This window comes from Aeromicrobium sp. EU05-FHT14F07, assembly GCF_058790455.1.
On sequence record NZ_JBYTCR010000011.1, the window covers coordinates 1 to 20849 of the forward strand.

The window sequence follows — 20849 nt, forward strand, 5'->3', positions numbered from 1 at the left end:
TCCACCGCGTCATCGCCACCGACCCCCACCACACCACCGACGCACCCCAACGCATCACCCAACTCGAACACGAACTCCAGGCCCGCAAGGACGAGGACTGAGCGACATCGCCAGCCCGTCCACAGGCCCCCCGACCCGACGCTGACGCCGTCCACAACCTCGACAGGACACGTCGTCGCGTCGTAGGGGAGCCGCGAGGCTGGGGTGATGACGCAGCAGCCACCGCACCAGAACCTCGTCTCGCTCACCGGCCGCGTGTCCGGTGCGCCCGAGCAGCGCACCCTGCCCAGCGGCGACGAGATCGTCACCTTCCGTCTGGTGGTCCGACGAGACCCACCGCGGGGCGGAGCCCGGGCCCGCTCGCGGCAGACCGTCGACACCATCGAGTGCGTGGCCTGGACCGTTCGTCTGAGACGGGCGGTGTCACGTCTGGAGGACGGCGAGACCGTCGCGGTCACCGGGTGCCTGCGTCGGCGCTTCAGCCGCTCTGCCGGGGGAGGGCAGAGCTGGTACGCCGTGGAGCTGGCCTCGTGCACCGCGGTGGCCGCTGCTCAGTAGTCTCGGGGCCATGCCCCTGCTGACCAGCGACGTCCCGCTCTGCGAGGCGCACGACCTCGTCATGCTCGACCTCGACGGCGTCGTGTACGTGGGGGCCGACGCGGTCCCGGGAGCGTCCGAGGCGCTGGAGACCTCCGTCGCCCGTGGCGCGCGGATCGCCTACCTGACCAACAACGCCGCACGTCCGGCAGGCGAGGTGGCCCAGCACCTGCGTGACCTCGGGATGCCCGTGCACGACGACGGCGAGGTCGTCACGTCGGCCCAGGCCGTCGCGCGGATGATCGCGGCCGACCTGCCGGCGGGCTCGCACGTGCTGGTCGTCGGCGGGCCGGGGCTGCGTGAGCCCCTGGAGGCGGCCGGGCTCGTCTGCGTCGACTCCGCGGACGACGACCCCGCGGCGGTGGTGCAGGGTTTCCACCGCGAGATCGGCTGGCGTCACCTGGCGGAGGCGGCGTACGCGGTGGCGCGAGACGTCCCGTACTACGCGAGCAACCTCGACCTCAGCATCCCGACGCCGCGGGGGACGGCGCCCGGCAACGGCACGCTCGTGCACGCGGTGGTGGCCGCCACCGGACGTGAGCCGATGGTGGCGGGCAAGCCCGAACGCCCCCTCTTCGACGAGACGCTGCGGCGCACCGGTGCCCAGCGTCCGCTCATGGTCGGCGACCGGGTCGACACCGACATCGACGGCGCCACCCGCGCAGGCATCCCGGCGCTCGCGGTGCTCACCGGCGTGAGCGACCTCGCGGAGCTGGTGGCCCTCGCGCCCGAGCGCCGCCCGGGCTATGTGTCCCACGACCTGCGTGGCCTGGTGGACCAGCACGTCGCGGTCGTCGTCGACGGCGACGCCTCCCGGTGCGGCGACGCGACCGCGGAGCGCAAGGACGGCACCGTCGTGCTGACGAGCGGCGATCGCGCCGCCACGACGTCGGTGCGCGCCGTCCTCGGCCTGGCCTGGTCGGCCGTGGACGCCGGGCACGACGCGCCGGACGTCCGTCTGGGAGGATGAGACGGTGACCGAGCACCACGACCCCGCGAGCGAGGCGTCCTCGCAGCCGCCCGCGGACGACGGCGTCGACCCGGTGGCAGCGCTCGTCGTGCAGGCCCAGGAGGCCTGTGCCGACCACCCCGAGCTGTTGGTCCTGGTCGAGCAGCTCGAGCGGCTCGAGGAGGTCGAGCTGGCTCGTCGCCCCGAGGTCCTCGACGCGGTGCACCGCACCCTGCGCGAGGTGCTCACGGGAGCGGGCAGGTCGGGCCGCTCCTCGTGAGCCGGCGGGTCCGGCTCGACGCCGAGCTCGTGCGCCGGGGGCTCGCGCGCTCCCGCGACCACGCCGGACAGCTCATCGCGGACGGCAAGGTGCTGGTCGCAGGACAGCGGGCGGCGAAGGCGGCCACCCAGGTCGGCACCGACCAGGCGGTCGTCGTGCGCGAGGCCGACGACCCCGGATGGGCCTCCCGCGGTGCGCACAAGCTCCTCGGGGCCCTCGAGGTGTTCGAGCCGCAGGGACTGCGACTGCAGGGTCGGCGCGTGCTGGACGCCGGTGCGTCGACCGGCGGTTTCACCGACGTGCTGCTGCGTCGCGACGTGCGCGAGGTGGTGGCGGTCGACGTCGGCTACGGCCAGCTCGTCTGGCGGCTGCGTGACGACCCGCGCGTCCAGGTGCACGACCGCACGAACGTGCGCAGCCTGACCCGCGAGGACGTCGGCGGCGCCGTCGACGCGGTCGTCTCTGATCTGTCGTTCATCTCCCTTACCGTGGTGATGCCCGCGTTGACCGCCGTCTGCCACGAGGAGGGCGACATCGTGCTGATGATCAAGCCGCAGTTCGAGGTGGGCCGCGGCAACCTCGGCAAGAACGGGGTCGTGCGCGACCCCGAGCTGCACGCCGACGCCGTGCTGCACGTCTGTGCCAGCGGGCTCGAGCAGGGCTGGGGCACGCACGGCCTCGCGGCCAGCCCCCTGCCCGGACCGGCCGGGAACGTCGAGTACTTCTGCTGGCTGCGTCGCGACCCCGAGCCCTCGGTGCCCGACCGGGCGGCCGTCGCCGACGTCGTCGCGCACGGGCCCCTCGGGACGGCGGACGGGGACGACGCATGAGCGAGCGCCGCGTCCTGCTCATCGTCCACACCGCACGCGAGGAGGCGACGTCGCTCGCGGCGCGCCTGGCCTCCGACTTGCGCAGCGCCGACGTCGGCGTCTGCGTGCTGGAGTCCGACCGCGACGACCTCGTGGCTGCCGGCATCGGCGAGGTCGGGGTGATCCCCGCGGAGGAGGGCGCGGCGCACGGCTGCGAGCTCGCGGTCGTGCTCGGTGGTGACGGCACGATCCTGCGCGCCACCGAGATCTGCCGTGGCACCCAGACGCCGGTGCTGGGCGTGAACCTCGGGCACGTCGGCTTCCTGGCCGAGGCCGACGTCGACGACCTGCAGGCGGTGGTGCAGGGCGTCGTCGACCGGACCTACCGGGTCGAGGAGCGGCTGACGATCGAGGTCACGGTCAGCGTCGGCGACGAGGTCGTCGCGACGAACTGGGCGCTCAACGAGGCGACCGTCGAGAAGGCCTCGCGCGAGCGCATGCTCGAGCTGGTCGTCGAGATCGACGACCGGCCCGTGTCGCGGTGGGGGTGCGACGGCGTCGTCTGCGCCACGCCCACCGGCTCCACCGCCTACAACTTCAGCGCCGGCGGCCCGATCGTCTGGCCCGAGGTGGAGGCCCTGCTGATGGTGCCGATCAGCGCCCACGCCCTCTTCGCGCGGCCGCTCGTCGTCTCGCCGAACTCGACGCTGGCGATCGAGGTGATGGGGGAGACGACCGCGGGAGTGCTCTGGTGCGACGGGCGCCGGGCGGCCGAGCTCCCGCAGGGCGCGCGGGTGGAGGTCCGCCGTGCCAGCACCCCGGCCAGGCTCGCGCGGCTGCACGAGGCGCCGTTCGCCGACCGGCTCGTCCGCAAGTTCGACCTGCCCGTCGCGGGCTGGCGGGGCACGGCCGAGCAGCGTCGACTCGGGCGACGGGTCGAGGACGCCTGATGTGGCAGCACCTGAGGCTCAGCTCCCTCGGCGTCATCGAGTCCGCCGAGCTCGAGCTCGACGCGGGCTTCACCGTCATCACCGGTGAGACGGGCGCGGGCAAGACGATGGTCGTCACCGCGCTCGGACTGCTGCGCGGCGGACGTGCCGACGCTGGACTCGTGCGGCACGGCGAACGCCAGGCACGGGTCGAGGCGAGCGTCGAGGTACCGGGCGGGTCGCCGGTCGTGCGCACGGTCGAGGACGCCGGAGGCACGGTCGACGACGACGTGGTGGTGCTGGGGCGCGTGCTGTCGGCACAGGGCCGCTCGCGAGCCGTCGCAGGCGGTGCGACGGTGCCCGCCGCGGTGCTGTCCGACGTGACCGACGCCCTGGTGGCGGTGCACGGACAGTCCGACCAGCACCGGCTGCTGCGCGGATCGGCCCAGCGGTCGGCGCTCGACGCCTTCGCGGGGGAGGCGCTCGCCGTGCTCGTGGAGGAGTACACCCCGCGGTACGCGCGGCTGCGCTCGGCGCGTGCGCGCCTCGAGGAGCTGCGCCAGCACGGACAGGAGCGGGCGCGCCAGCTCGACCTCCTGCAGCACGGACTCGCCGAGATCGCCGAGGTGGAGCCGCGGGAGGGCGAGGACGAGGAGCTGGTCACCGAGGAGGGTCGGCTGGCGCACGCCGAGGCGCTGGTGCAGGCGGCGCTGACCGCGCACGAGGGTCTCGCCGGCGACCACGGCTCCGCCGCGCGCGACGTCGTCGCCACCGGGTCGGCCGCACTCCAGGACGTCGCCGGGCACGACCCCGGTCTCGACGAGCTGGCCCAGCGGCTCCGCGAGGTCGGCATCCTCCTCGACGAGGTCGCGGCCGACCTCAGCGCCTACGCCCACGGCGTGGAGGTCGACCCCGCCCGGCTGGCCGCGGTCCAGGACCGTCGGGCGGCCCTCGCGGCCCTCCAGCGCAAGTACGGCCCCTCCGTCGCCGACGTGCTGGCCTGGCAGGAGAAGGCCGCCGCCGAGGCGGGGGAGCTCGACCACGACGACCAGGCCATCGCCGACCTCGAGGCCGAGGTCGAGGCCCTCGAGCCGCAGGTGCTGGACCTCGCTCACCGCATGAGCCAGGTGCGTCAGGAGGCGGGCGAGCGGCTGGCCGCGCTCGTGGGGGAGGAGCTCACCCAGCTGGCCATGCCGTCGGCGCGGCTCGAGGTCGCGGTGAGGGTGCCCGAGGGCGCCGTTCCCGCGGCCCACGGCATCGACGACGTCGAGCTGCTGTTCGCCGCGAACAACGGCTCCGCGCCGCGACCCCTGGCGAAGGGGGCGAGCGGCGGCGAGCTGTCGCGGCTCATGCTGGCGCTGGAGGTGGTCCTGGCCGACCAGGGCACCGTCCCGACGCTCGTGTTCGACGAGGTCGACGCGGGCATCGGCGGGCGGGCGGCGGTGGAGGTGGGCCGCCGGCTCGCCCGGCTGGCCGAGGGCCCCCAGGTGCTGGCGGTGACGCACCTGCCGCAGGTGGCGGCCTTCGCGCACCACCACTTCCACGTGATGAAGGACGACGACGGCAACGTCACGAGCAGCAGCGTCGTCCGGCTGGACGGGCAGGCACGCGTCGACGAGCTGGCGCGGATGCTCGCCGGCCAGGACGAGTCGGAGGCGGCGCAGGCGCACGCCCGTGAGCTCCTGGAGCTGGCCGGCCGGCTCTGAGGCCCCGTGGCCGACCCGCCGTGACGCGCCGACCCGACCTGCACGGAGGGCCGGGGTCTGCGTGCCACGATGGACGACGATGTCTCGACGCACCCGATCCACCGACGACACGACCGACGACATCGTCGGGGTCGTGCGCTTCGCCCGCGCCGGTGACGGTGCCGCCAAGTCGCTCCGCGCGGGCGACATCGCCGTCGTCGACCTGCCCGACCTCGACCGCGCCCAGGCCGACGCCCTGGTGCAGCGCAAGGTCCGGGCGGTGCTGAACGCGGCGGAGTCCTCGACCGGTCGGTACCCCAACTCCGGGCCGCAGGTGCTGGCCGACGCCGGGATCGCGCTGGTCGACCACGTCGGTGCCGGCATCTGGACCCGGCTGCGCAGCGGCGACACCGTCCGCATCACCGACGGCAAGATCTTCAAGAACGAGGTGCTCGTCGCGCAGGGCCAGATGGTCGACGACGCGACGCGCTCCGAACGCCTCGGCGCCGCCGAGCGGGAGCTCGCCACGAAGCTCGGCTCGCTCACCGCGAACGCCTCCGACCACCTCGAGCGCGAGCGCGCCCTGCTGCTGGAGGGTGCACGGGTCCCGCACCTCGACGCGAAGCTGCGCGGTCGGCCCGTGGTCGTCGTCTCGCGTGCCTACCAGTGGGAGCACGACCTCAAGGCCATCCGGCGCTGGATCCGCGACTCCGGCGCGGTCGTCGTCGGGGTCGCCGCCGGCGCCGACGCGCTGCTGGAGACACGCATCAAGCCCGACGTGGTGATCGGCCACCTCCAGGACCTCTCCGACCGTGCACTGCGCAGCGGCGCCGACGTGGTCGTCGTGAGCCCGTCGGGACGCACCGACGGCGCGGAGCGCTTCGAGCGCGCGCACGTCGACGTGACCGTGTTCCAGGCGACCGGCTCCGCCGCCGACCTCGCGATCCTCCTGGCTGACGCGAACGACGCGCCCGTCGTCGTCGAGGTCGGGGCGCCGCGCGGGCTCGTCGAGTTCCTCGAACGCGGCACGGCCGACGTGGCCAGCTCGTTCGTCACGCGGCTGCGGACGTCGGCGACGCTCGTCGACGCGCACGCCGTGGCCCACTTCACCCGCCGCACGATGCCTGCGTGGCCCGTGCTGCTCATCCTGCTCGCGGGCGTCCTGGCCGTCGCCGCCGCCGTGGGCACCACCCCCACCGGCGCCGACTGGTACGCCGTGCTCGGCGAGCGCCTGGCCGACCTCCGCACCTGGCTCGAAGGACTGCTGTAGATGATCACCTTCCGGTACCACCTCGTCTCGATCGCCGCCGTCCTGCTGGCCCTAGCCGCAGGCGTCGCGCTCGGAGCCGGCGCGCTCGACGGTCGCTTCGCCCCGGACCGCGAGGAGGGCTCGTCGTCCGGCGGCGACTCCGCGCTCGTGTCCTTCGAGAACGGGTACGCGGCCCGCACGTCGACCGGCCTCATCGAGGGCACCCTCGACAACCGGTCGGTCGTGCTGCTGACGCTGCCCGGTGCCGACGCCGAGCAGGTCGCCGGCGTCCGTCGCAACCTGGAACGGGCGGGCGCGACGATCACCGGCACGGTCGCGCTGACCGCCAAGCTCGTGGACCCGGCCAACCGTCAGTTCGCCGAGAGCGTCACCGAGGAGGCGGCCCCCGACTCCTCGGGCGAGGGCTACGCCCGGGTGGGTGCGGCGCTGGGTCGCTCGCTCCTCGGCCGCGCCGGCCGCGAGCTCGACCAGACCGCGCGCACGACGGCGTCCGCCTTCGAGGAGGGCGGACTCACCTCGGCCAGCGCCGCGCCGGAACGGTTCGCCGGCCAGGCCGTCGTGGTCGCGGGCCCGTCGCGGCTCGGCGACTCCGCCGAGGTCGTCACCGGGCTGCTCCGAGCCCTCGCCGGCACGAGCGACGGCACGCTGCTGGCCGGCCCGTCGGCCTCCAGCCTCGACGGAGGTGCCGTGGACGTCGTCCGCCGCGAGGCGTCCCAGGTCTCCACGGTCGACGTCACCGACTCCGCCGCCGGCCGGGCCGTCACGGCCCTCGCCCTCGCCCGCGTGGCGGCCGGCGAGACCGGCGCGTGGGGCACCTCGCGCAGCGAGGACGGCTCCGTCCCGCGCTAGCCGGCCACGTGGTCGGCGCGCCGCACCGGCTGGTCATGGCCGTCGCGGCGAGGGGCTACACTGGAATCCCGTGGAGCAGTGACGACCACGGCGCCCGCCGTCGGTCCGCTGAGCCGCATCCAGGCCCACGACCACGGGAGTCACCTTGCAGGGCAGCGCCGTCACCAAGCACGTCTTCGTCACCGGAGGCGTCGCCTCCTCCCTCGGCAAGGGGCTCACCGCCTCCTCGCTCGGCCGGCTGCTGAAGTCCCGGGGACTGCGGGTCACGATGCAGAAGCTCGACCCGTACCTGAACGTCGACCCCGGCACGATGAACCCGTTCCAGCACGGCGAGGTGTTCGTCACCGACGACGGCGCCGAGACCGACCTCGACATCGGCCACTACGAGCGGTTCCTCGACGAGGACCTCGTCGGGCGCGCGAACGTGACGACCGGCCAGGTGTACTCCGACGTGATCGCGCGTGAGCGGCGCGGCGACTACCTGGGCGACACCGTGCAGGTCATCCCGCACATCACGAACGAGATCAAGGACCGGATGCTCTCGATGGGCGGGCCCGACGTCGACGTCGTGATCCACGAGATCGGCGGCACGGTCGGCGACATCGAGAGCCAGCCGTTCCTGGAGTCGGCGCGCCAGGTGCGTCACGAGATCGGTCGCGGGCACGTGTTCTTCCTGCACGTCTCCCTCGTGCCGTACATCGGGCCGTCGGGCGAGCTGAAGACGAAGCCCACCCAGCACTCCGTCGCCGCGCTCCGCTCGATCGGCATCCAGCCCGACGCGATCGTGTGCCGCTCCGACCGTGAGATCCCCGAGTCGGTCAAGCGCAAGATCTCGCTCATGTGCGACGTCGACACCGAGGCCGTCGTCACCGCCAGCGACGCCGCGTCGATCTACGACATCCCCAAGGTCGTGCACCGCGAGGGCCTCGACGCCTACGTCGTGCGACGTCTCGACCTGCCGTTCCGCGACGTCGACTGGACCGAGTGGGACGCCCTGCTGCGGCGCGTCCACCAGCCGGCCGACGAGGTCACGATCGCGCTCGTCGGCAAGTACGTCGACCTGCCCGACGCCTACCTGTCCGTGGCCGAGGCCCTGCGTGCCGGCGGCTTCGCCAACGACACCAAGGTGCACCTGCGGTGGGTGCCTTCCGACGAGTGCGGCACCGAGTCGGGGGCCGCGCGTCACCTGGCCGACGTCGACGGCATCTGCGTCCCGGGCGGCTTCGGCATCCGCGGCATCGAGGGCAAGGTCGGCGCCCTGCAGCACGCCCGCACGCGCGGCATCCCGACGCTCGGCCTCTGCCTCGGCCTGCAGTGCATGGTCATCGAGCACGCCCGCCACGTGGCCGGGATCCCCGGTGCCAGCTCGACGGAGTTCGACCCCGACGCGAGCGACCCCGTGATCGCGACCATGGCTGAGCAGCACGCCTTCGTCGAGGGCGCGGGCGACCTCGGCGGCACCATGCGCCTCGGCCTGTACGAGGCCGCGCTGGCTCCGGGCAGCGTCGTCGCCGACGCGTACGGCTCCGACAAGGTCGAGGAGCGGCACCGTCACCGCTACGAGGTGAACAACAGCTACCGCGACCGGCTCGAGGCGGCGGGGCTCGTGTTCAGCGGCACGTCGCCCGACGGGACGCTCGTGGAGTTCGTGGAGCTGCCGGCCGACGTCCACCCGTTCTACGTGGCCACGCAGGCCCACCCCGAGCTGCGCTCGCGTCCGACGCGGCCGCACCCGCTGTTCGCCGGGCTGGTCAAGGCGGCGCTGAAGCGCCAGCGCGAGACGCGGCTGCCGGTCGAGGTGCCGGTCCCCGGCTCCGACCCGGTCGAGGGCGTCGACGCGCCGACGTCGTGAGCCCGCACCCCACGCTGCCGGGCGTGCTGGTCGACGAGGTCGCCGACCGGTCCGAGTCCTGGCCCGTCGCCTCCCACGAGCAGGTCTTCGCCAGCGGGTACCTCGACGTGGAGGTCGACGTGATCGTCGACCCGCGCGGTGACGAGCACCGACGCGTCGTGGTGCGACCGCAGGGCGCGGTGGGCGTGCTCGCCCTGGACGAGGACGACCGGCTGCTGCTCGTCGTGCAGTACCGGCATCCCGTCGGAGCGCGGCTGGTGGAGCTGCCCGCCGGCACGCTCGACGTGGCGGGGGAGGAGCCGCAGGAGGCTGCGGCCCGTGAGCTGGCCGAGGAGGCCGACGTCGTCGCGGCCGACTGGGCACCGCTGCTGTCGATCGTCTCGAGCGGCGGGTACTCCAGCGAGGTGTGCCAGGTGTACCGCGCGACCGGTCTCAGCCCGGTCCCCGTGGGCGAGCGCACCGAGCGTCGTGCCGAGGAGGCCGACATGGAGCAGTGGTGGGTGCCGTTCGGGTCCGTGGTCGACGCCGTGCTCGACGGACACGTCCGCGACGCGACGATGTGCGCCGCGGTGCTGGCCGAGGCGGCCCGCCGCGCCCGCGCGTGAGCCGGCGACGATGAGCGACGCCGGCGACCTCGACCGCGCCGTCCAGGACTACCTGGGCCATCTCGGCGTGGAGCGCGGTCTCGCGGCCAACACCCTCGCCAGCTACCGGCGCGACCTGCGGCGCTACCGCGCGCACCTGCACGGTGCCGGGGTCCACGACGTGGCCGAGGTGGCCGAGACCGATGTGCTCGCCTTCCTCGCGGCCCTGCGCACCGGCGACGACGACCACCCTCCCCTCGGTGCCTCGAGCGCCGCGCGAGCCGTCGTCGCGGTGCGTGGGTTTCACCAGTTCTGCCTGCGCGAGCAGCTCGTCGCGACCGACGTGACGGCGGCGGTGAAACCGCCCCGTCCCGCGTCGCGGCTGCCGAAGGCGCTGCCGCTCGCCGACGTCGAGGCGATCCTCGAGGCGGCCGGCGCGGCGGGGACCAGCCTGGCCAAGCGCGACCGTGCGCTGCTGGAGGTGCTCTACGGCACGGGGGCACGGATCTCCGAGGCGGTGGGCCTCGACGTCGACGACCTCGACCTCGAGGAGGGCACGGCGCTCCTGCGCGGCAAGGGCGGCAAGCAGCGCATCGTGCCCGTGGGCTCGTACGCGGCGGGGGCGCTGGGCGACTACCTCACCGTCGCGCGACCCGGGCTCGTGTCGGCCACCGGACGGGGCGGGCCGGCCCTGTTCCTGAACGCGCGCGGGGGCCGGCTGAGCCGCCAGAGCGCGTGGACGGTGCTCTCCCGCGCCGCGCGCGCGGCCGGCGTCGACGCGGACGTCTCGCCGCACACCCTGCGCCACAGCTTCGCGACCCACCTCCTCGACGGCGGGGCCGACGTCCGCGTCGTGCAGGAGCTGCTCGGGCACGCGTCCGTGACGACGACCCAGATCTACACGCTCGTGACGGTCGACCGGCTGCGCGAGGTCTACGCGACGTCGCACCCTCGCGCCGTCGAGTGAGCCGGGGAGGCGCCGCGATCCGGCCTCCGACCGGCGGGGCCAGGGGCGCGGGGACGCCCGTCGAGCGCGGTACAGTGGCACGACGATCGCCGGGCGGCGACCGGCCGCGGCGTGAAGGAGACTGATGAGCGACGAACTCGGACCCACCGGACGCCCCGCGCCCGACTTCCCCGAGCCGTCACCGCGCCAGGGCGGCCGACCCGCGCAGATCATCGCGATGTGCAACCAGAAGGGCGGGGTCGGCAAGACGACGACCACCATCAACCTGGGTGCGGCGCTGGTCGAGGCAGGTCGACGGGTGCTGCTGCTCGACTTCGACCCGCAGGGCTCGCTGACGGTCGGGCTGGGGTTCAACGCCCACGACCTCGAGCAGTCGATCTACCACGTGCTCATGGACCGCGAGCTGACGCTCAAGGACATCGTGCTCGAGACGTCCGTGCCCGGCCTCGACCTCGTGCCCGCCAACATCGACCTCTCGGCCGCCGAGATGCGTCTGGTCACCGAGGTCGGTCGCGAGCAGGTGCTCGCCCGTGCGCTGCACCCCGTCCTGCACGACTACGACGTCATCCTCATCGACTGCCAGCCGTCGCTCGGCCTGCTCACCGTGAACGCCCTGACGGCCGCCGACGGGGTGATCATCCCGCTGGAGTGCGAGTACTTCGCGCTGCGCGGCGTGGCGCTGCTCAAGGAGACGATCGAGAAGGTCCGCGACCGGACCAACTTCGACCTGCGCATCATCGGGCTGCTCGGCACCATGTACGACGGTCGCACCCTGCACGGCCGCGAGGTGCTGCAGACGCTCGTGCAGGGCTGGGGCGACCTCGTCTTCCACACCGTCATCCGCCGCACCGTCAAGTTCTCCGACGCGACGGTCGCGGGCGTGCCGATCACCGAGTACGCCGCCAGCTCGCCGGGGGCCGACGCCTACCGCCAGCTCGCCCGGGAGGTGCTGCACCGATGCCCCGACGCGTGAGCATGCCGGGGGCGGACGAGCTGTTCCGTCCCACGGCGCCCTCCGCCCGCTCGCGCCGTACCGCCCCCGAGGCGAGCAGCGAGCCGGAGCCTGCTGCGACGGAGCCGGCCGAGGCGCCTCCTGCGGCACCGCGCGACAGCGGGCGCATCAAGCACGACGAGAAGATGACGGTCTACGTGACGAGCGAGGAGCTGCTCGCGATCGAGCAGGCGCGACTCCAGCTGCGCAGCAGCGTGCGTCGCAACGTCGACCGCGGCCGCCTCGTGCGGGCCGCGATCGCCCTCGCGCTCGAGGACCTCGAGACGCGTGGCGACGACAGCGACCTCGCCCGGCGGCTCGGCTCGGCATGAGCCTGTCGGCCGACACCGCCCAGGCCCCGGAGGCGGACGGCTTCCACGTCGACGTCGGGGTCTTCGACGGCCCCTTCGACCTCCTGCTGTCGCTCATCTCCAAGCACCAGCTCGACATCACCGAGGTGGCGCTCTCGACCGTGACGACCGAGTTCATCGCGTACGTCCGCGAGCTCGGTGGCGACCTGGAGCAGACGACGCAGTTCCTGGTCGTCGCCGCCACGCTCCTCGACCTCAAGACGGCCCGGCTGCTGCCGCAGGCCGACGTTGAGGACGAGGAGGACCTCGCCCTGCTGGAGGCCCGCGACCTGCTGTTCGCCCGGCTCATGCAGTACCGGGCCTTCAAGCAGGTGGCGAGCTTCCTGGCCGACCGGCTCGCGACGGAGGGCAAGCGCTACCCCCGTCAGGTGGGGCTCGAGCCGCGGTTCGCGGCGCTGCTGCCGGAGGTGGTCGTCTCGATCGGGCCGGACGAGCTCGCCGCGCTCGCCGCGCGGGCCCTGCAGCCGAGGCCGGAGCCCGTGCTGTCGCTCGCCCACCTGCACGCCCCGACCGTGAGCGTGCGGGAGCAGGCGCACCTCGTCGTCGACCGGCTGCGCCGCGAGCGCACCACCACCTTCCGTGCGCTGACCGCCGACGCCGACCTCATGACCACCGTGGCGCGCTTCCTCGCCCTGCTCGAGCTGTTCCGCGAGGGCGTCGTCGGCTTCGACCAGGCCAGCCCGCTGGGCGACCTGCACCTGCGCTGGACCGGCGGTGACGACGAGGTCGACATCGACGTCGGCGACGAGTTCGACGGCCACACCGCCGACGACGGGATCACCCCCGCCCTGACCATCCCGGAGGACGACGATGCCTGACGCCACGCCCGACGCGAGCACCGCCGAGGCATCCGTCGACCAGACGGAGCAGACGGAGCAGACGGAGCAGACGGGGGAGCGCGAGCAGTCGGCCGACGGGTCGCTGCGCGGCCCGCACGAGCTGGAGCTGGAGCTGCTCGCGCTGCGTCCGGCGCTGGAGGCGGTCCTCATGGTCGCCGACCAGCCTCTCGACCACCTGACCCTCGCGCAGGCCGTCGGCCACCCGCCCGCGGAGGTGCAGGCGGCGCTCGCCGGCCTCGCCGCGGAGTACGACGAGCAGGAGCGCGGCTTCGAGCTGCGCCACGTCGGCGGGGGTTGGCGCTACTTCACGCGCGAGGCGTTCGCGCCCGCCGTCGAGCGGTTCGTGCTCGACGGGCAGCAGGCCCGGCTCACCCAGGCGGCGCTCGAGACGCTCGCCGTCGTGGCCTACCGCCAGCCCGTGAGCCGTTCGCGGATCTCCGCGATCCGTGGTGTGAACGTCGACGGCGTGGTGCGCACGCTGGTCACGCGCGGCCTGCTGGAGGAGGCCGGCACCGACCCCGAGAGCGGGGCGCACCTGTACCGGACCAGCAGCTACTTCCTCGAGCGCATGGGGCTCGCCTCGCTCGCGGAGCTGCCCGACATCGCGCCCATGCTGCCGGACATCGAGGACATGGAGGACGACCTCGTGCCGCCGACCGCCTCCGACGACGCGACGGCGGACGTCGCCGACGGGCTCGACACCGAGGACCGTCAGACTCCTGACCCGGCGCCCTCTGCCCCGGTGCCGTCCGAGCAGGAGGGGAGCGCGTGAGCGACACCGAGGGCATCCGTCTGCAGAAGGTGCTCGCCCAGGCCGGTGTCGGCAGCCGACGCCGCTGCGAGGAGCTGATGGCGACCGGCCGGGTGGAGGTCAACGGCGAGGTCGTCACGCAGATGGGGATCCGGGTCGACCCGCACACCGACCTGGTGCGCGTCGACGGACGGCGCATCCCACCGCCGTCGGACCACGCCTACCTCGTGCTCAACAAGCCGCGGGGGGTCGTGTCGTCGATGGCCGACGAGCAGGGCCGCCGCGACCTGACGGAGTTCGTGGCGGGGCGCGACGAGCGGCTGTTCCACGTCGGGCGGCTCGACACCGACACGTCGGGCCTGCTGCTGCTCACCAACGACGGCGACCTCGCCCACAGGCTCGCCCACCCGTCGTACGAGTTCACCAAGACCTACGTCGCCCTCGTCGACGGCTCGGTCGGCGACGCGGTGGGACGTCGGCTGCGCGACGGTGTCGAGCTCGAGGACGGTCCGGCCGCCGTCGACCGCTTCGTCGTCAAGGACCGCTCGCGTGGTCGCTCGCTCGTCGAGCTCGACCTGCACATGGGGCGCAACCGGATCGTCCGACGCATGCTCGCGGCCGTCGGCCACCCGGTCGTCGAGCTGACGCGGACCACCTTCGGACCGATCCACCTCGGTGGGCTCGGGGTGGGACGCTCGCGCGAGCTGACCCGCGAGGAGCTGGGAGACCTGTTCGATAGCGTGTCCCCATGACGTCGCTGCCCCCGACCCTCGTCGTCGGGTGCGGCCTCATCGGCACCTCGGTGGCCCTCGCACTGCGTGAGCACGGCATCGACGTCCACCTCACCGACCGCGACCCGGACCACGTCGCCGCCGCGGTCGAGCGGGGCGCGGGCAGCGCCGACCCCGTGCGCGACCCCGCGCTCGTCGTCGTCGCAGTGCCACCGCGGGCCACCGCCGCCGCGGTGCGGGAGGCGCTCGAGACGTACCCCGAGGCCGTGGTCACCGACGTCGCGAGCGTCAAGGGCAGCGTCGCGCGGGAGATCGCCGGGGGAGCCGGGCTCGACCGCTACGTGGGCAGCCACCCGATGGCCGGCAGCGAGCGCTCGGGCCCCCTGGCGGCGTCGGCGCGGCTCTTCGAGGGTCGGCCCTGGGTCATCACGCCCGCCGCCGGCGCCACCGACGCGGCCGTGCGGCTGGTCGAGGAGGTGGCCGTGATGCTCGGCGCCGTGCCCACCGTGATGGACGCCGACACGCACGACCGTGCCGTCGCGCTCGTGTCGCACGTGCCGCAGGTCCTCTCGACGCTGGCCGCTGCCCGCCTCGTCGACGCACCGCCCGCCCACCTCGCCCTCGCCGGTCAGGGCCTGCGCGACGTCACGCGCGTCGCCGGCAGCGACCCCGTGCTCTGGCGCGACATCATCACCACGAACGCCGCCGAGATCGGTGCCGTGCTCACGGCCGTGCGCGACGATCTCGACACCCTCATCGACGCGCTGCGCGACGGCGACGTGGTCGGGGGCGTGCTCGAGGCCGGTCGGGTCGGCACCCGTGCCATCCCCGGCAAGCACGGCGGAGAAGCCGTGGAGCTGGTCGTCGTCAACGTCCAGGTGCCCGACACCCCCGGCGCTCTCTCCCGGCTGTTCGCCCACGTGGGCGAGTCGGGCGTCAACATCGAGGACCTGCGCATCGACCACGAGCTCGGTCGTCCGGTCGGACTCGTCGAGATCGCGGTCGCCGCCGACCGCGCCGACGAGCTCGTCGCCCGGCTCACCGAACGCGCCTGGTCCGCCTACCGTTGATCCGTCCGTCCACCCCCTCCGAGGAGCCAGCACCTGTGAGCACCCCCTTCGTCGTCGCCGTCGACGGTCCGTCCGGATCGGGCAAGTCCAGCACCGCGCGCGGCGTGGCCACGCGCCTCTCGCTGGCCTACCTCGACACGGGGGCGATGTACCGCGCGGTCACCTGGGCGCTGCTGCAGCGGGGCACCGACCTCGACGACCCCGCCGCCATCGCGCGTGACGCCGTCGACCTGCGGCTGGAGTCGGGCACGGACCCGCAGGCGCCGACCATCGCGGTCGACGGCACCGACGTGTCCGAGGCGGTCCGCGAGGACGACGTGAACGCACACGTGAGCCCCGTGGCGGCCGTGCCCGAGGTGCGGAGCATGCTCGTCGACCAGCAGCGCGCGATCATCGCCGCGGCGTCCGGCGGCATCGTCGTGGAGGGTCGCGACATCGGGTCGACGGTGGCGCCCGAGGCGCCCGTCAAGGTCTACCTCGTCGCCGACGCGCAGGCCCGAGCCGCCCGCCGTGCCGCGGAGCGCGGCGGGGCCGATGAGGCCGCGACGGCCGCGTCCCTGGCCGCTCGCGACGCCATCGACTCCACCCGCGCGACGTCACCGTTGACCCGGGCCGACGGTGCCGTGCAGATCGACGGCACCCACCTGACCCTCGACGAGGTCGTCGACGCGGTGGTCCGACTGGTCGAGGAGGCCCGGACGACGTGACCGAGCCCCTCGTCGGCGCCGGTGCCCCGGCGTACGCGCCGCGCGGCCTGCCGGAGGCCGGCCTCCGGTCGCTGCGCCCGGTCGTGCGCCGCTACGTCGACCGGCAGTGGGACGTGCACCAGCGCGGCGCGCACCACGTGCCCGTCGCGGGGCCCGTGATCTTCGCCAGCAACCACGTGGGGTGGCTCGACGGTCCGCTGCTCATCCTGTGCGCGCCGCGGCTGGCCCACGCCCTGGTCAAGCGGGAGGCGTTCGAGGGTCGTACCGCGCGGGTGCTGCGCCTCGCCGGACAGATCCCCGTGCGCCGCGAGGAGCGCGACGTCGGAGCCCTGCGCTCGGCGGCCGGGGCGCTGGCAGCGGGCCAGTCCGTCGTCGTGTACCCGGAGGGTCAGCGCGGCGCGGGCGACGTGCGGCGCACGAAGGACGGCGTCGCGTGGCTCGCGATGGTCTCCGGCGCCCCCGTCGTGCCGGTGGCGCTGTTCGGCACGCGCGCACCGGGCGGCCACCCGGAGAGCAGGCCCGCGCGGGGCGCGCGCATCGACGTCGTCTACGGTGAACCCTTACGGATCGCGCCCGTTCCGTGGCCCCGCACCCGGGCCCACGTGGCCGAGGTCGGGCGCCGGATCACCGATCACCTGCGGCACCACGTCGAGTGGGCCGCCGACACCGGGCACCTGCAGCTGCCCGGCCCCCTGCCCGAAGGAACCGCCGATGTCTGAGTCCACCGCGCCGCGCGGCGACGCGCCCCTGCCCGTCCTGGCGGTCATCGGACGGCCCAACGTGGGCAAGTCGACGCTGGTCAATCGCATCATCGGCCGTCGTGAGGCTGTCGTCGAGGACGTCCCCGGTGTCACCCGCGACCGCGTCCCCTACGACGCGGAGTGGAACGGCAAGGCGTTCACCGTGGTCGACACCGGAGGCTGGGACCCGGACGCCCGCGGCCTCGCCGAGCGGATCGCCGCCCAGGCCGAGGTGGCTGTGCAGGCCGCCGACGCCGTCCTGTTCGTCGTCGACGCCACGGTCGGCATCACCGACGCCGACGAGGCGGTCGTGCGCATCCTGCGTGCGGCGAAGAAGCCGGTGGTGCTCGCCGCGAACAAGGTCGACGACCAGCGGGGCGAGCTCGAGGCGGCGTCGCTCTGGAACCTGGGGCTGGGGGAGCCGTACCCGGTCTCGGCGCTGCACGGCCGCGGCAGCGGCGACATGCTCGACGCCGTCCTCGCCGCCCTGCCCGACGCGCCCGAGGAGCGCGAGTCCGAGATCGGCGGGCCGCGTCGCGTCGCCATCGTCGGCAAGCCCAACGTGGGCAAGTCGAGCCTGCTGAACCAGCTCGCGGGGGAGTACCGGGTCGTCGTCGACGACGCGTCCGGCACCACCGTCGACCCCGTCGACGAGCTCGTGGAGCTCGGCGGGCGCGAGTGGCGCTTCATCGACACCGCCGGCATCCGCCGACGCGTCCGCGAGGCGTCGGGGCACGAGTACTACGCGAGCCTGCGCACGTCGACCGCGATCGAGCGGGCCGAGGTGGCCGTCGTCATCGTCGACGCGAGCATGCCGTTCACGGAGCAGGACATCCGCATCGTGTCCTCGGTCGCCGAGACCGGCCGCGCCCTCGTCGTCGCGTTCAACAAGTGGGACAAGGTCGACGAGGAGCGTCGCTACTACCTGGAGCGAGAGATCGAGCGCGAGCTGGTGCAGGTCCAGTGGGCGCCGCGGATCAACATCGCCGCCCGCACGGGCTGGCACGTCGACCGGCTCGTGCGTGCGCTCGACGCCGCCCTGGCGGGTTGGGAGACGCGCATCGGCACCGGGGCGCTGAACTCCTTCCTCGGGCGGCTCGTCGCCGAGCACCCGCACCCCGTGCGGGGCGGCAAGCAGGCCAAGATCCTCTTCGGCACGCAGGCCTCCACTGCTCCGCCGACCTTCATCCTGTTCACGTCGGGCAAGCTGGACGCGGGCTACGTGCGCTTCGTCGAGCGTCGACTCCGCGAGGAGTTCGGGTTCGTCGGCACGCCGATCCACATCCAGCAGCGTCCGCGCGAGAAGCGCAAGCGCTGACGGGAGGGCCCCGTGCCGCCTCGCTCGCCCTTGCCGCCGCGCCACGGGCTCGGTGCCGCCTGGGTGCGCACGCCCGACCACGACCGCACGCGACCGTCGCCCGCCCCCACGATGGGTGCCTGGCTGCGCCAGAAGCTGCCCGAGCGCGTCGGGGTCGAGGAGCTGCTCGCCGAGGGTCGGTTCGTGCTCGACGACGGGACCCCGCTCACGGGCGAGGAGCCCTACCGCCCGCACACGTTCGTGTGGTTCCACCGTGCGTTGCGTGACGAGCCGGAGGTGCCGGGCACGATCGAGGTGCTGCACGAGGACGAGCGGCTCCTGGTGGTCGACAAGCCGCCGTTCCTGGCGACCATCCCGCGCGGACGGCACGTGCGACAGAGCGTCACGGTGCGCTTGCGTGACAGCCTCGACCTGCCGGAGCTGACGCCCGCGCACCGTCTGGACCGCGTGACGTCGGGCGTCCTGGTGCTGGTCAAGGAGCGGCGGTGGCGAGGCGCGTACCAGCAGCTGTTCGCCGAGCGGGCGATGCGCAAGACCTACCTGGCCCTGGCGCCGCACGACCCGTCCCTCGAGCTGCCGACCACGGTCCGCGACCACGTGCGCAAGGACCGGGGGACGCTGCGCGCCGAGGTCGTGCCGGACGCCCCGGTGAACGCGGTGACGCACGTGGAGCTGCAGGAGGTCCGGGACGGCAGTGCCGTCTACCGCCTGCGACCTGAGACCGGCCGGACCCACCAGCTGCGCCTGCACCTCTGCGGCCTCGGGGTGCCGATCGTCGGTGACCCGCTGTACCCCGACGTGCTCGACGTCGCGGTCGACGACATGAGCACGCCGTTGCAGCTCCTGGCGCACGAGCTGGCCTTCACCGACCCGGTGGACGACGTCCCGCGGCGCTTCACGAGCCGCCGGACCCTGCCCCTCCGGAGCGGGTGAGGCCAGGTGGGGTCGCGACGGACGCGTACGGTAGGCTGGCTCAGGTTGTTCGGGCTGTAGCGCAGCTTGGTAGCGCACCTGACTGGGGGTTAAGTGGTTTACCACTCTTCGGTCGGCCCGAACAACTGAAAAACAATGCCACGGGCTGTGGCGCAGCTTGGTAGCGCACCTGACTGGGGGTCAGGGGGTCGCAGGTTCAAATCCTGTCAGCCCGACGTAAAAGCCCAGGTGAGAGCAGGTTCTCACCTGGGTTTCGTCATGTCCGAGGGACGTTTTCTGTGGTCCCCCTCTGGTCCCCCTGGCGCGGTGCTGACAGGTCGGCTGTGGATGGCCCGACCGCCTCGACCCCCTCCTCTGTGGATAAGGGGACCAAAAGGGGACCAGAGCACCTCCGGCAGCATTCGCTCGACCTCGGAACGCATCACAGGCTCCTCGCCGCCGGGCCGATGCGCCGGGCGTGTTTGCGCTGTCCAGCGGCGGAGAGGAAGGCGTTGGCCTGCTCGGCGGCGGAGGCGAGGTGGCGGTCGTCGGGGTGGAGGTAGCCACGGGTGGTTTCCATCGAGGCGTGGCCGAGGATGTCTTGGAGGACGTGCAGCGGGATGCCGGCGTCGGCCATCCAGGTCGCTCCGGTGTGGCGAAGGCCATGTCGGGTGAGGTCGGGCAGGCCGAGCTTCGCGACGATGCCGTCCCAGTTGGTGGCGTCGCGGACGGTCGCGGTGGTGAGGTAGCCGCCTTTCGGTCCGACCAGCAAAGAGTCCTCGGGCTGCTTGCCTGTGGTGAGGCGTTCCAGTACCGGACGGAGCGGTTCGAGGATCGGCACCCGGCGCTCTTTGCGGCTCTTGGTCGGCTTGGTGACCAGGCCGCCTTTGCCGGGGAAGACCTGCCGCCGGATCACGACGAGGTTCTTACCGAACTCAACGTCACCGACCCGCAACCCGGACACCTCCGAGGACCGTGCCGCCAGCAGCGCGGCGAGCATCACGAAGTCGCTGTAGGACTGATGCACCTTGCCGCACACCCTGGCGAGCCGGTTGAGGGTCCTCATGTCCGGGATCGCATGCGCCCGCGGGGAGGACTGCTCGGCCGACTGTCCGCGGAAGGCGTTGCGGTTCAGGCTCCGCTTGGCGCGGTTCTTGGCGGGGTTGATCTGGATCAGTCCGTCCCGGACGGCTTCATCGAGCACCCGGACGAGCGGCGCGATGGTGTTCTTGATGGTCGACGCCCCGTGACGCTTCTCCCACTCGTCGATGGTGCGGTCGATGATCCCGGCCGTGATTTGGGTGACCGGCAGGTGCCCGAGAGCGGGCAGCACCCGCAGCTTCAGCCCGTAGCCGTACGTCTCGCCCGTGGAGGTCGGGTCCAGGCCCCGCGCCCACCTGTCGCCGATGGAGGTGACGAACTCCAGCAGCGTCATGGACACGTCCATGCCCTTGGTGGACGAGTTGCGGAGCTGGTCAAAGAACTCGTGTGCCGCCGCCTCGTCCCGCACGATCTCCGAGCGAATGACACGGCGCTTGGTGGTCGGGTCCGTCCACCGGGCACGGGCACGGATGCCGTAGGAGCGGCGCTCCATATCTGTGGAGACCTTCACCCCGATCGGCGGCACCGGCTTGGGCTCAGCGGTCGG

The 20849-nt window shown here is 73.4% G+C and carries 22 protein-coding genes and 1 tRNA gene; 22 read left to right on the plus strand and 1 reads right to left on the minus strand.

Translation table 11 applies throughout. The features are described 5' to 3' along the window. Positions 1 to 207: 207 nt before the first annotated feature. The 22 genes from AC3WRM_RS10915 to AC3WRM_RS11020 all read left to right on the plus strand — a co-directional run bounded on the left by AC3WRM_RS10915 (position 208) and on the right by AC3WRM_RS11020 (position 19437). A complete protein-coding gene (locus AC3WRM_RS10915; RefSeq protein ID WP_492248457.1) occupies positions 208 to 558 on the plus strand; it encodes a single-stranded DNA-binding protein in 351 nt (116 codons plus the stop codon). 10 nt (positions 559 to 568) lie between these two features. Continuing rightward, positions 569 to 1567, plus strand: coding sequence for an HAD-IIA family hydrolase (locus AC3WRM_RS10920; RefSeq protein WP_492248458.1), 999 nt, complete (start codon positions 569 to 571; stop codon positions 1565 to 1567). Between the two features lie 4 nt (positions 1568 to 1571). Then, positions 1572 to 1826, plus strand: a complete 255-nt coding sequence (locus tag AC3WRM_RS10925) for a hypothetical protein (protein ID WP_492248459.1) — start codon at positions 1572 to 1574, stop codon at positions 1824 to 1826. Beyond that, entirely contained in the window at positions 1823 to 2656 is an 834-nt protein-coding gene (locus tag AC3WRM_RS10930; protein WP_492248460.1) for a TlyA family RNA methyltransferase, read from the plus strand. Before AC3WRM_RS10925 ends, AC3WRM_RS10930 begins: the two co-directional genes overlap by 4 nt. Continuing rightward, positions 2653 to 3585, plus strand: a complete 933-nt coding sequence (locus tag AC3WRM_RS10935) for an NAD kinase (protein ID WP_492248461.1) — start codon at positions 2653 to 2655, stop codon at positions 3583 to 3585. Before AC3WRM_RS10930 ends, AC3WRM_RS10935 begins: the two co-directional genes overlap by 4 nt. After that, on the plus strand, positions 3585 to 5270 hold the full coding sequence (gene recN, locus AC3WRM_RS10940; RefSeq protein WP_492248462.1) for a DNA repair protein RecN: 1686 nt from the start codon (positions 3585 to 3587) through the stop codon (positions 5268 to 5270). Before AC3WRM_RS10935 ends, recN begins: the two co-directional genes overlap by 1 nt. A 79-nt stretch (positions 5271 to 5349) precedes the next feature. Continuing rightward, positions 5350 to 6519 (plus strand): putative cytokinetic ring protein SteA, encoded by a 1170-nt coding sequence (gene steA / locus AC3WRM_RS10945; protein ID WP_492248463.1) that lies wholly within the window; start codon positions 5350 to 5352, stop codon positions 6517 to 6519. Next, positions 6520 to 7368, plus strand: coding sequence for a copper transporter (locus tag AC3WRM_RS10950; RefSeq protein ID WP_492248464.1), 849 nt, complete (start codon positions 6520 to 6522; stop codon positions 7366 to 7368). It abuts the gene before it with no gap. Positions 7369 to 7513: 145 nt separating this feature from the next. Next, entirely contained in the window at positions 7514 to 9220 is a 1707-nt protein-coding gene (pyrG, locus tag AC3WRM_RS10955; RefSeq protein ID WP_492248465.1) for a CTP synthase, read from the plus strand. Next, positions 9217 to 9825, plus strand: a complete 609-nt coding sequence (locus tag AC3WRM_RS10960; RefSeq protein ID WP_492248466.1) for an NUDIX domain-containing protein — start codon at positions 9217 to 9219, stop codon at positions 9823 to 9825. The genes pyrG and AC3WRM_RS10960 overlap by 4 nt, the downstream gene beginning before the upstream one ends. A gap of 10 nt (positions 9826 to 9835) precedes the next feature. Next, positions 9836 to 10771: a site-specific tyrosine recombinase XerD gene (gene xerD, locus AC3WRM_RS10965; RefSeq protein ID WP_492248467.1), complete on the plus strand. Its 936-nt coding sequence runs from the start codon at positions 9836 to 9838 to the stop codon at positions 10769 to 10771. 124 nt (positions 10772 to 10895) lie between these two features. After that, complete coding sequence (locus AC3WRM_RS10970; RefSeq protein ID WP_492248468.1) at positions 10896 to 11744, plus strand: ParA family protein; 849 nt, start codon at positions 10896 to 10898, stop codon at positions 11742 to 11744. Beyond that, positions 11729 to 12094, plus strand: coding sequence for a hypothetical protein (locus AC3WRM_RS10975; RefSeq protein WP_492248469.1), 366 nt, complete (start codon positions 11729 to 11731; stop codon positions 12092 to 12094). The genes AC3WRM_RS10970 and AC3WRM_RS10975 overlap by 16 nt, the downstream gene beginning before the upstream one ends. Beyond that, positions 12091 to 12951, plus strand: a complete 861-nt coding sequence (locus AC3WRM_RS10980) for a segregation and condensation protein A (RefSeq protein ID WP_492248470.1) — start codon at positions 12091 to 12093, stop codon at positions 12949 to 12951. Before AC3WRM_RS10975 ends, AC3WRM_RS10980 begins: the two co-directional genes overlap by 4 nt. Continuing rightward, a complete protein-coding gene (scpB, locus tag AC3WRM_RS10985) occupies positions 12944 to 13744 on the plus strand; it encodes an SMC-Scp complex subunit ScpB (protein ID WP_492248471.1) in 801 nt (266 codons plus the stop codon). The genes AC3WRM_RS10980 and scpB overlap by 8 nt, the downstream gene beginning before the upstream one ends. Continuing rightward, entirely contained in the window at positions 13741 to 14475 is a 735-nt protein-coding gene (locus AC3WRM_RS10990; RefSeq protein WP_492248472.1) for a pseudouridine synthase, read from the plus strand. The genes scpB and AC3WRM_RS10990 overlap by 4 nt, the downstream gene beginning before the upstream one ends. Beyond that, positions 14472 to 15524, plus strand: coding sequence for a prephenate dehydrogenase (locus AC3WRM_RS10995; RefSeq protein WP_492248473.1), 1053 nt, complete (start codon positions 14472 to 14474; stop codon positions 15522 to 15524). The genes AC3WRM_RS10990 and AC3WRM_RS10995 overlap by 4 nt, the downstream gene beginning before the upstream one ends. A 35-nt stretch (positions 15525 to 15559) precedes the next feature. Next, positions 15560 to 16231 carry a (d)CMP kinase gene (cmk, locus tag AC3WRM_RS11000; protein ID WP_492248474.1) on the plus strand — a complete coding sequence of 224 codons (672 nt, stop codon included), beginning with the start codon at positions 15560 to 15562 and terminating at the stop codon, positions 16229 to 16231. Further along, the gene (locus tag AC3WRM_RS11005; protein WP_492248475.1) at positions 16228 to 16950 is read left to right on the plus strand and encodes a lysophospholipid acyltransferase family protein; all 723 of its coding nucleotides are present in this window, start codon (positions 16228 to 16230) and stop codon (positions 16948 to 16950) included. The genes cmk and AC3WRM_RS11005 overlap by 4 nt, the downstream gene beginning before the upstream one ends. Then, on the plus strand, positions 16943 to 18289 hold the full coding sequence (der, locus tag AC3WRM_RS11010) for a ribosome biogenesis GTPase Der (protein WP_492248476.1): 1347 nt from the start codon (positions 16943 to 16945) through the stop codon (positions 18287 to 18289). Before AC3WRM_RS11005 ends, der begins: the two co-directional genes overlap by 8 nt. Positions 18290 to 18400: 111 nt before the next feature. Further along, on the plus strand, positions 18401 to 19222 hold the full coding sequence (locus AC3WRM_RS11015) for a pseudouridine synthase (RefSeq protein WP_492248561.1): 822 nt from the start codon (positions 18401 to 18403) through the stop codon (positions 19220 to 19222). A gap of 141 nt (positions 19223 to 19363) precedes the next feature. Then, a tRNA-Pro gene (locus AC3WRM_RS11020) sits at positions 19364 to 19437 on the plus strand. 206 nt (positions 19438 to 19643) lie between these two features. Here the strand turns inward: AC3WRM_RS11020 and AC3WRM_RS11025 are convergent. Next, the gene (locus tag AC3WRM_RS11025) at positions 19644 to 20828 is read right to left on the minus strand and encodes a tyrosine-type recombinase/integrase (protein WP_492248477.1); all 1185 of its coding nucleotides are present in this window, start codon (positions 20826 to 20828) and stop codon (positions 19644 to 19646) included. Positions 20829 to 20849: the final 21 nt, after the last annotated feature.

Coding starts and splice junctions, on each gene's coding strand:
- xerD (WP_492248467.1), top strand. CDS start 9,836: ATGAGCGACGCCGGCGACCTCGACCGCGCCGTCCAGGACTACCTGGGC.
- AC3WRM_RS10975 (WP_492248469.1), top strand. CDS start 11,729: ATGCCCCGACGCGTGAGCATGCCGGGGGCGGACGAGCTGTTCCGTCCC.
- AC3WRM_RS10915 (WP_492248457.1), top strand. CDS start 208: ATGACGCAGCAGCCACCGCACCAGAACCTCGTCTCGCTCACCGGCCGC.
- scpB (WP_492248471.1), top strand. CDS start 12,944: ATGCCTGACGCCACGCCCGACGCGAGCACCGCCGAGGCATCCGTCGAC.
- AC3WRM_RS10970 (WP_492248468.1), top strand. CDS start 10,896: ATGAGCGACGAACTCGGACCCACCGGACGCCCCGCGCCCGACTTCCCC.
- AC3WRM_RS10920 (WP_492248458.1), top strand. CDS start 569: ATGCCCCTGCTGACCAGCGACGTCCCGCTCTGCGAGGCGCACGACCTC.
- AC3WRM_RS10995 (WP_492248473.1), top strand. CDS start 14,472: ATGACGTCGCTGCCCCCGACCCTCGTCGTCGGGTGCGGCCTCATCGGC.
- der (WP_492248476.1), top strand. CDS start 16,943: ATGTCTGAGTCCACCGCGCCGCGCGGCGACGCGCCCCTGCCCGTCCTG.
- AC3WRM_RS11015 (WP_492248561.1), top strand. CDS start 18,401: ATGGGTGCCTGGCTGCGCCAGAAGCTGCCCGAGCGCGTCGGGGTCGAG.
- steA (WP_492248463.1), top strand. CDS start 5,350: ATGTCTCGACGCACCCGATCCACCGACGACACGACCGACGACATCGTC.
- AC3WRM_RS10950 (WP_492248464.1), top strand. CDS start 6,520: ATGATCACCTTCCGGTACCACCTCGTCTCGATCGCCGCCGTCCTGCTG.
- AC3WRM_RS10980 (WP_492248470.1), top strand. CDS start 12,091: ATGAGCCTGTCGGCCGACACCGCCCAGGCCCCGGAGGCGGACGGCTTC.
- AC3WRM_RS10935 (WP_492248461.1), top strand. CDS start 2,653: ATGAGCGAGCGCCGCGTCCTGCTCATCGTCCACACCGCACGCGAGGAG.
- recN (WP_492248462.1), top strand. CDS start 3,585: ATGTGGCAGCACCTGAGGCTCAGCTCCCTCGGCGTCATCGAGTCCGCC.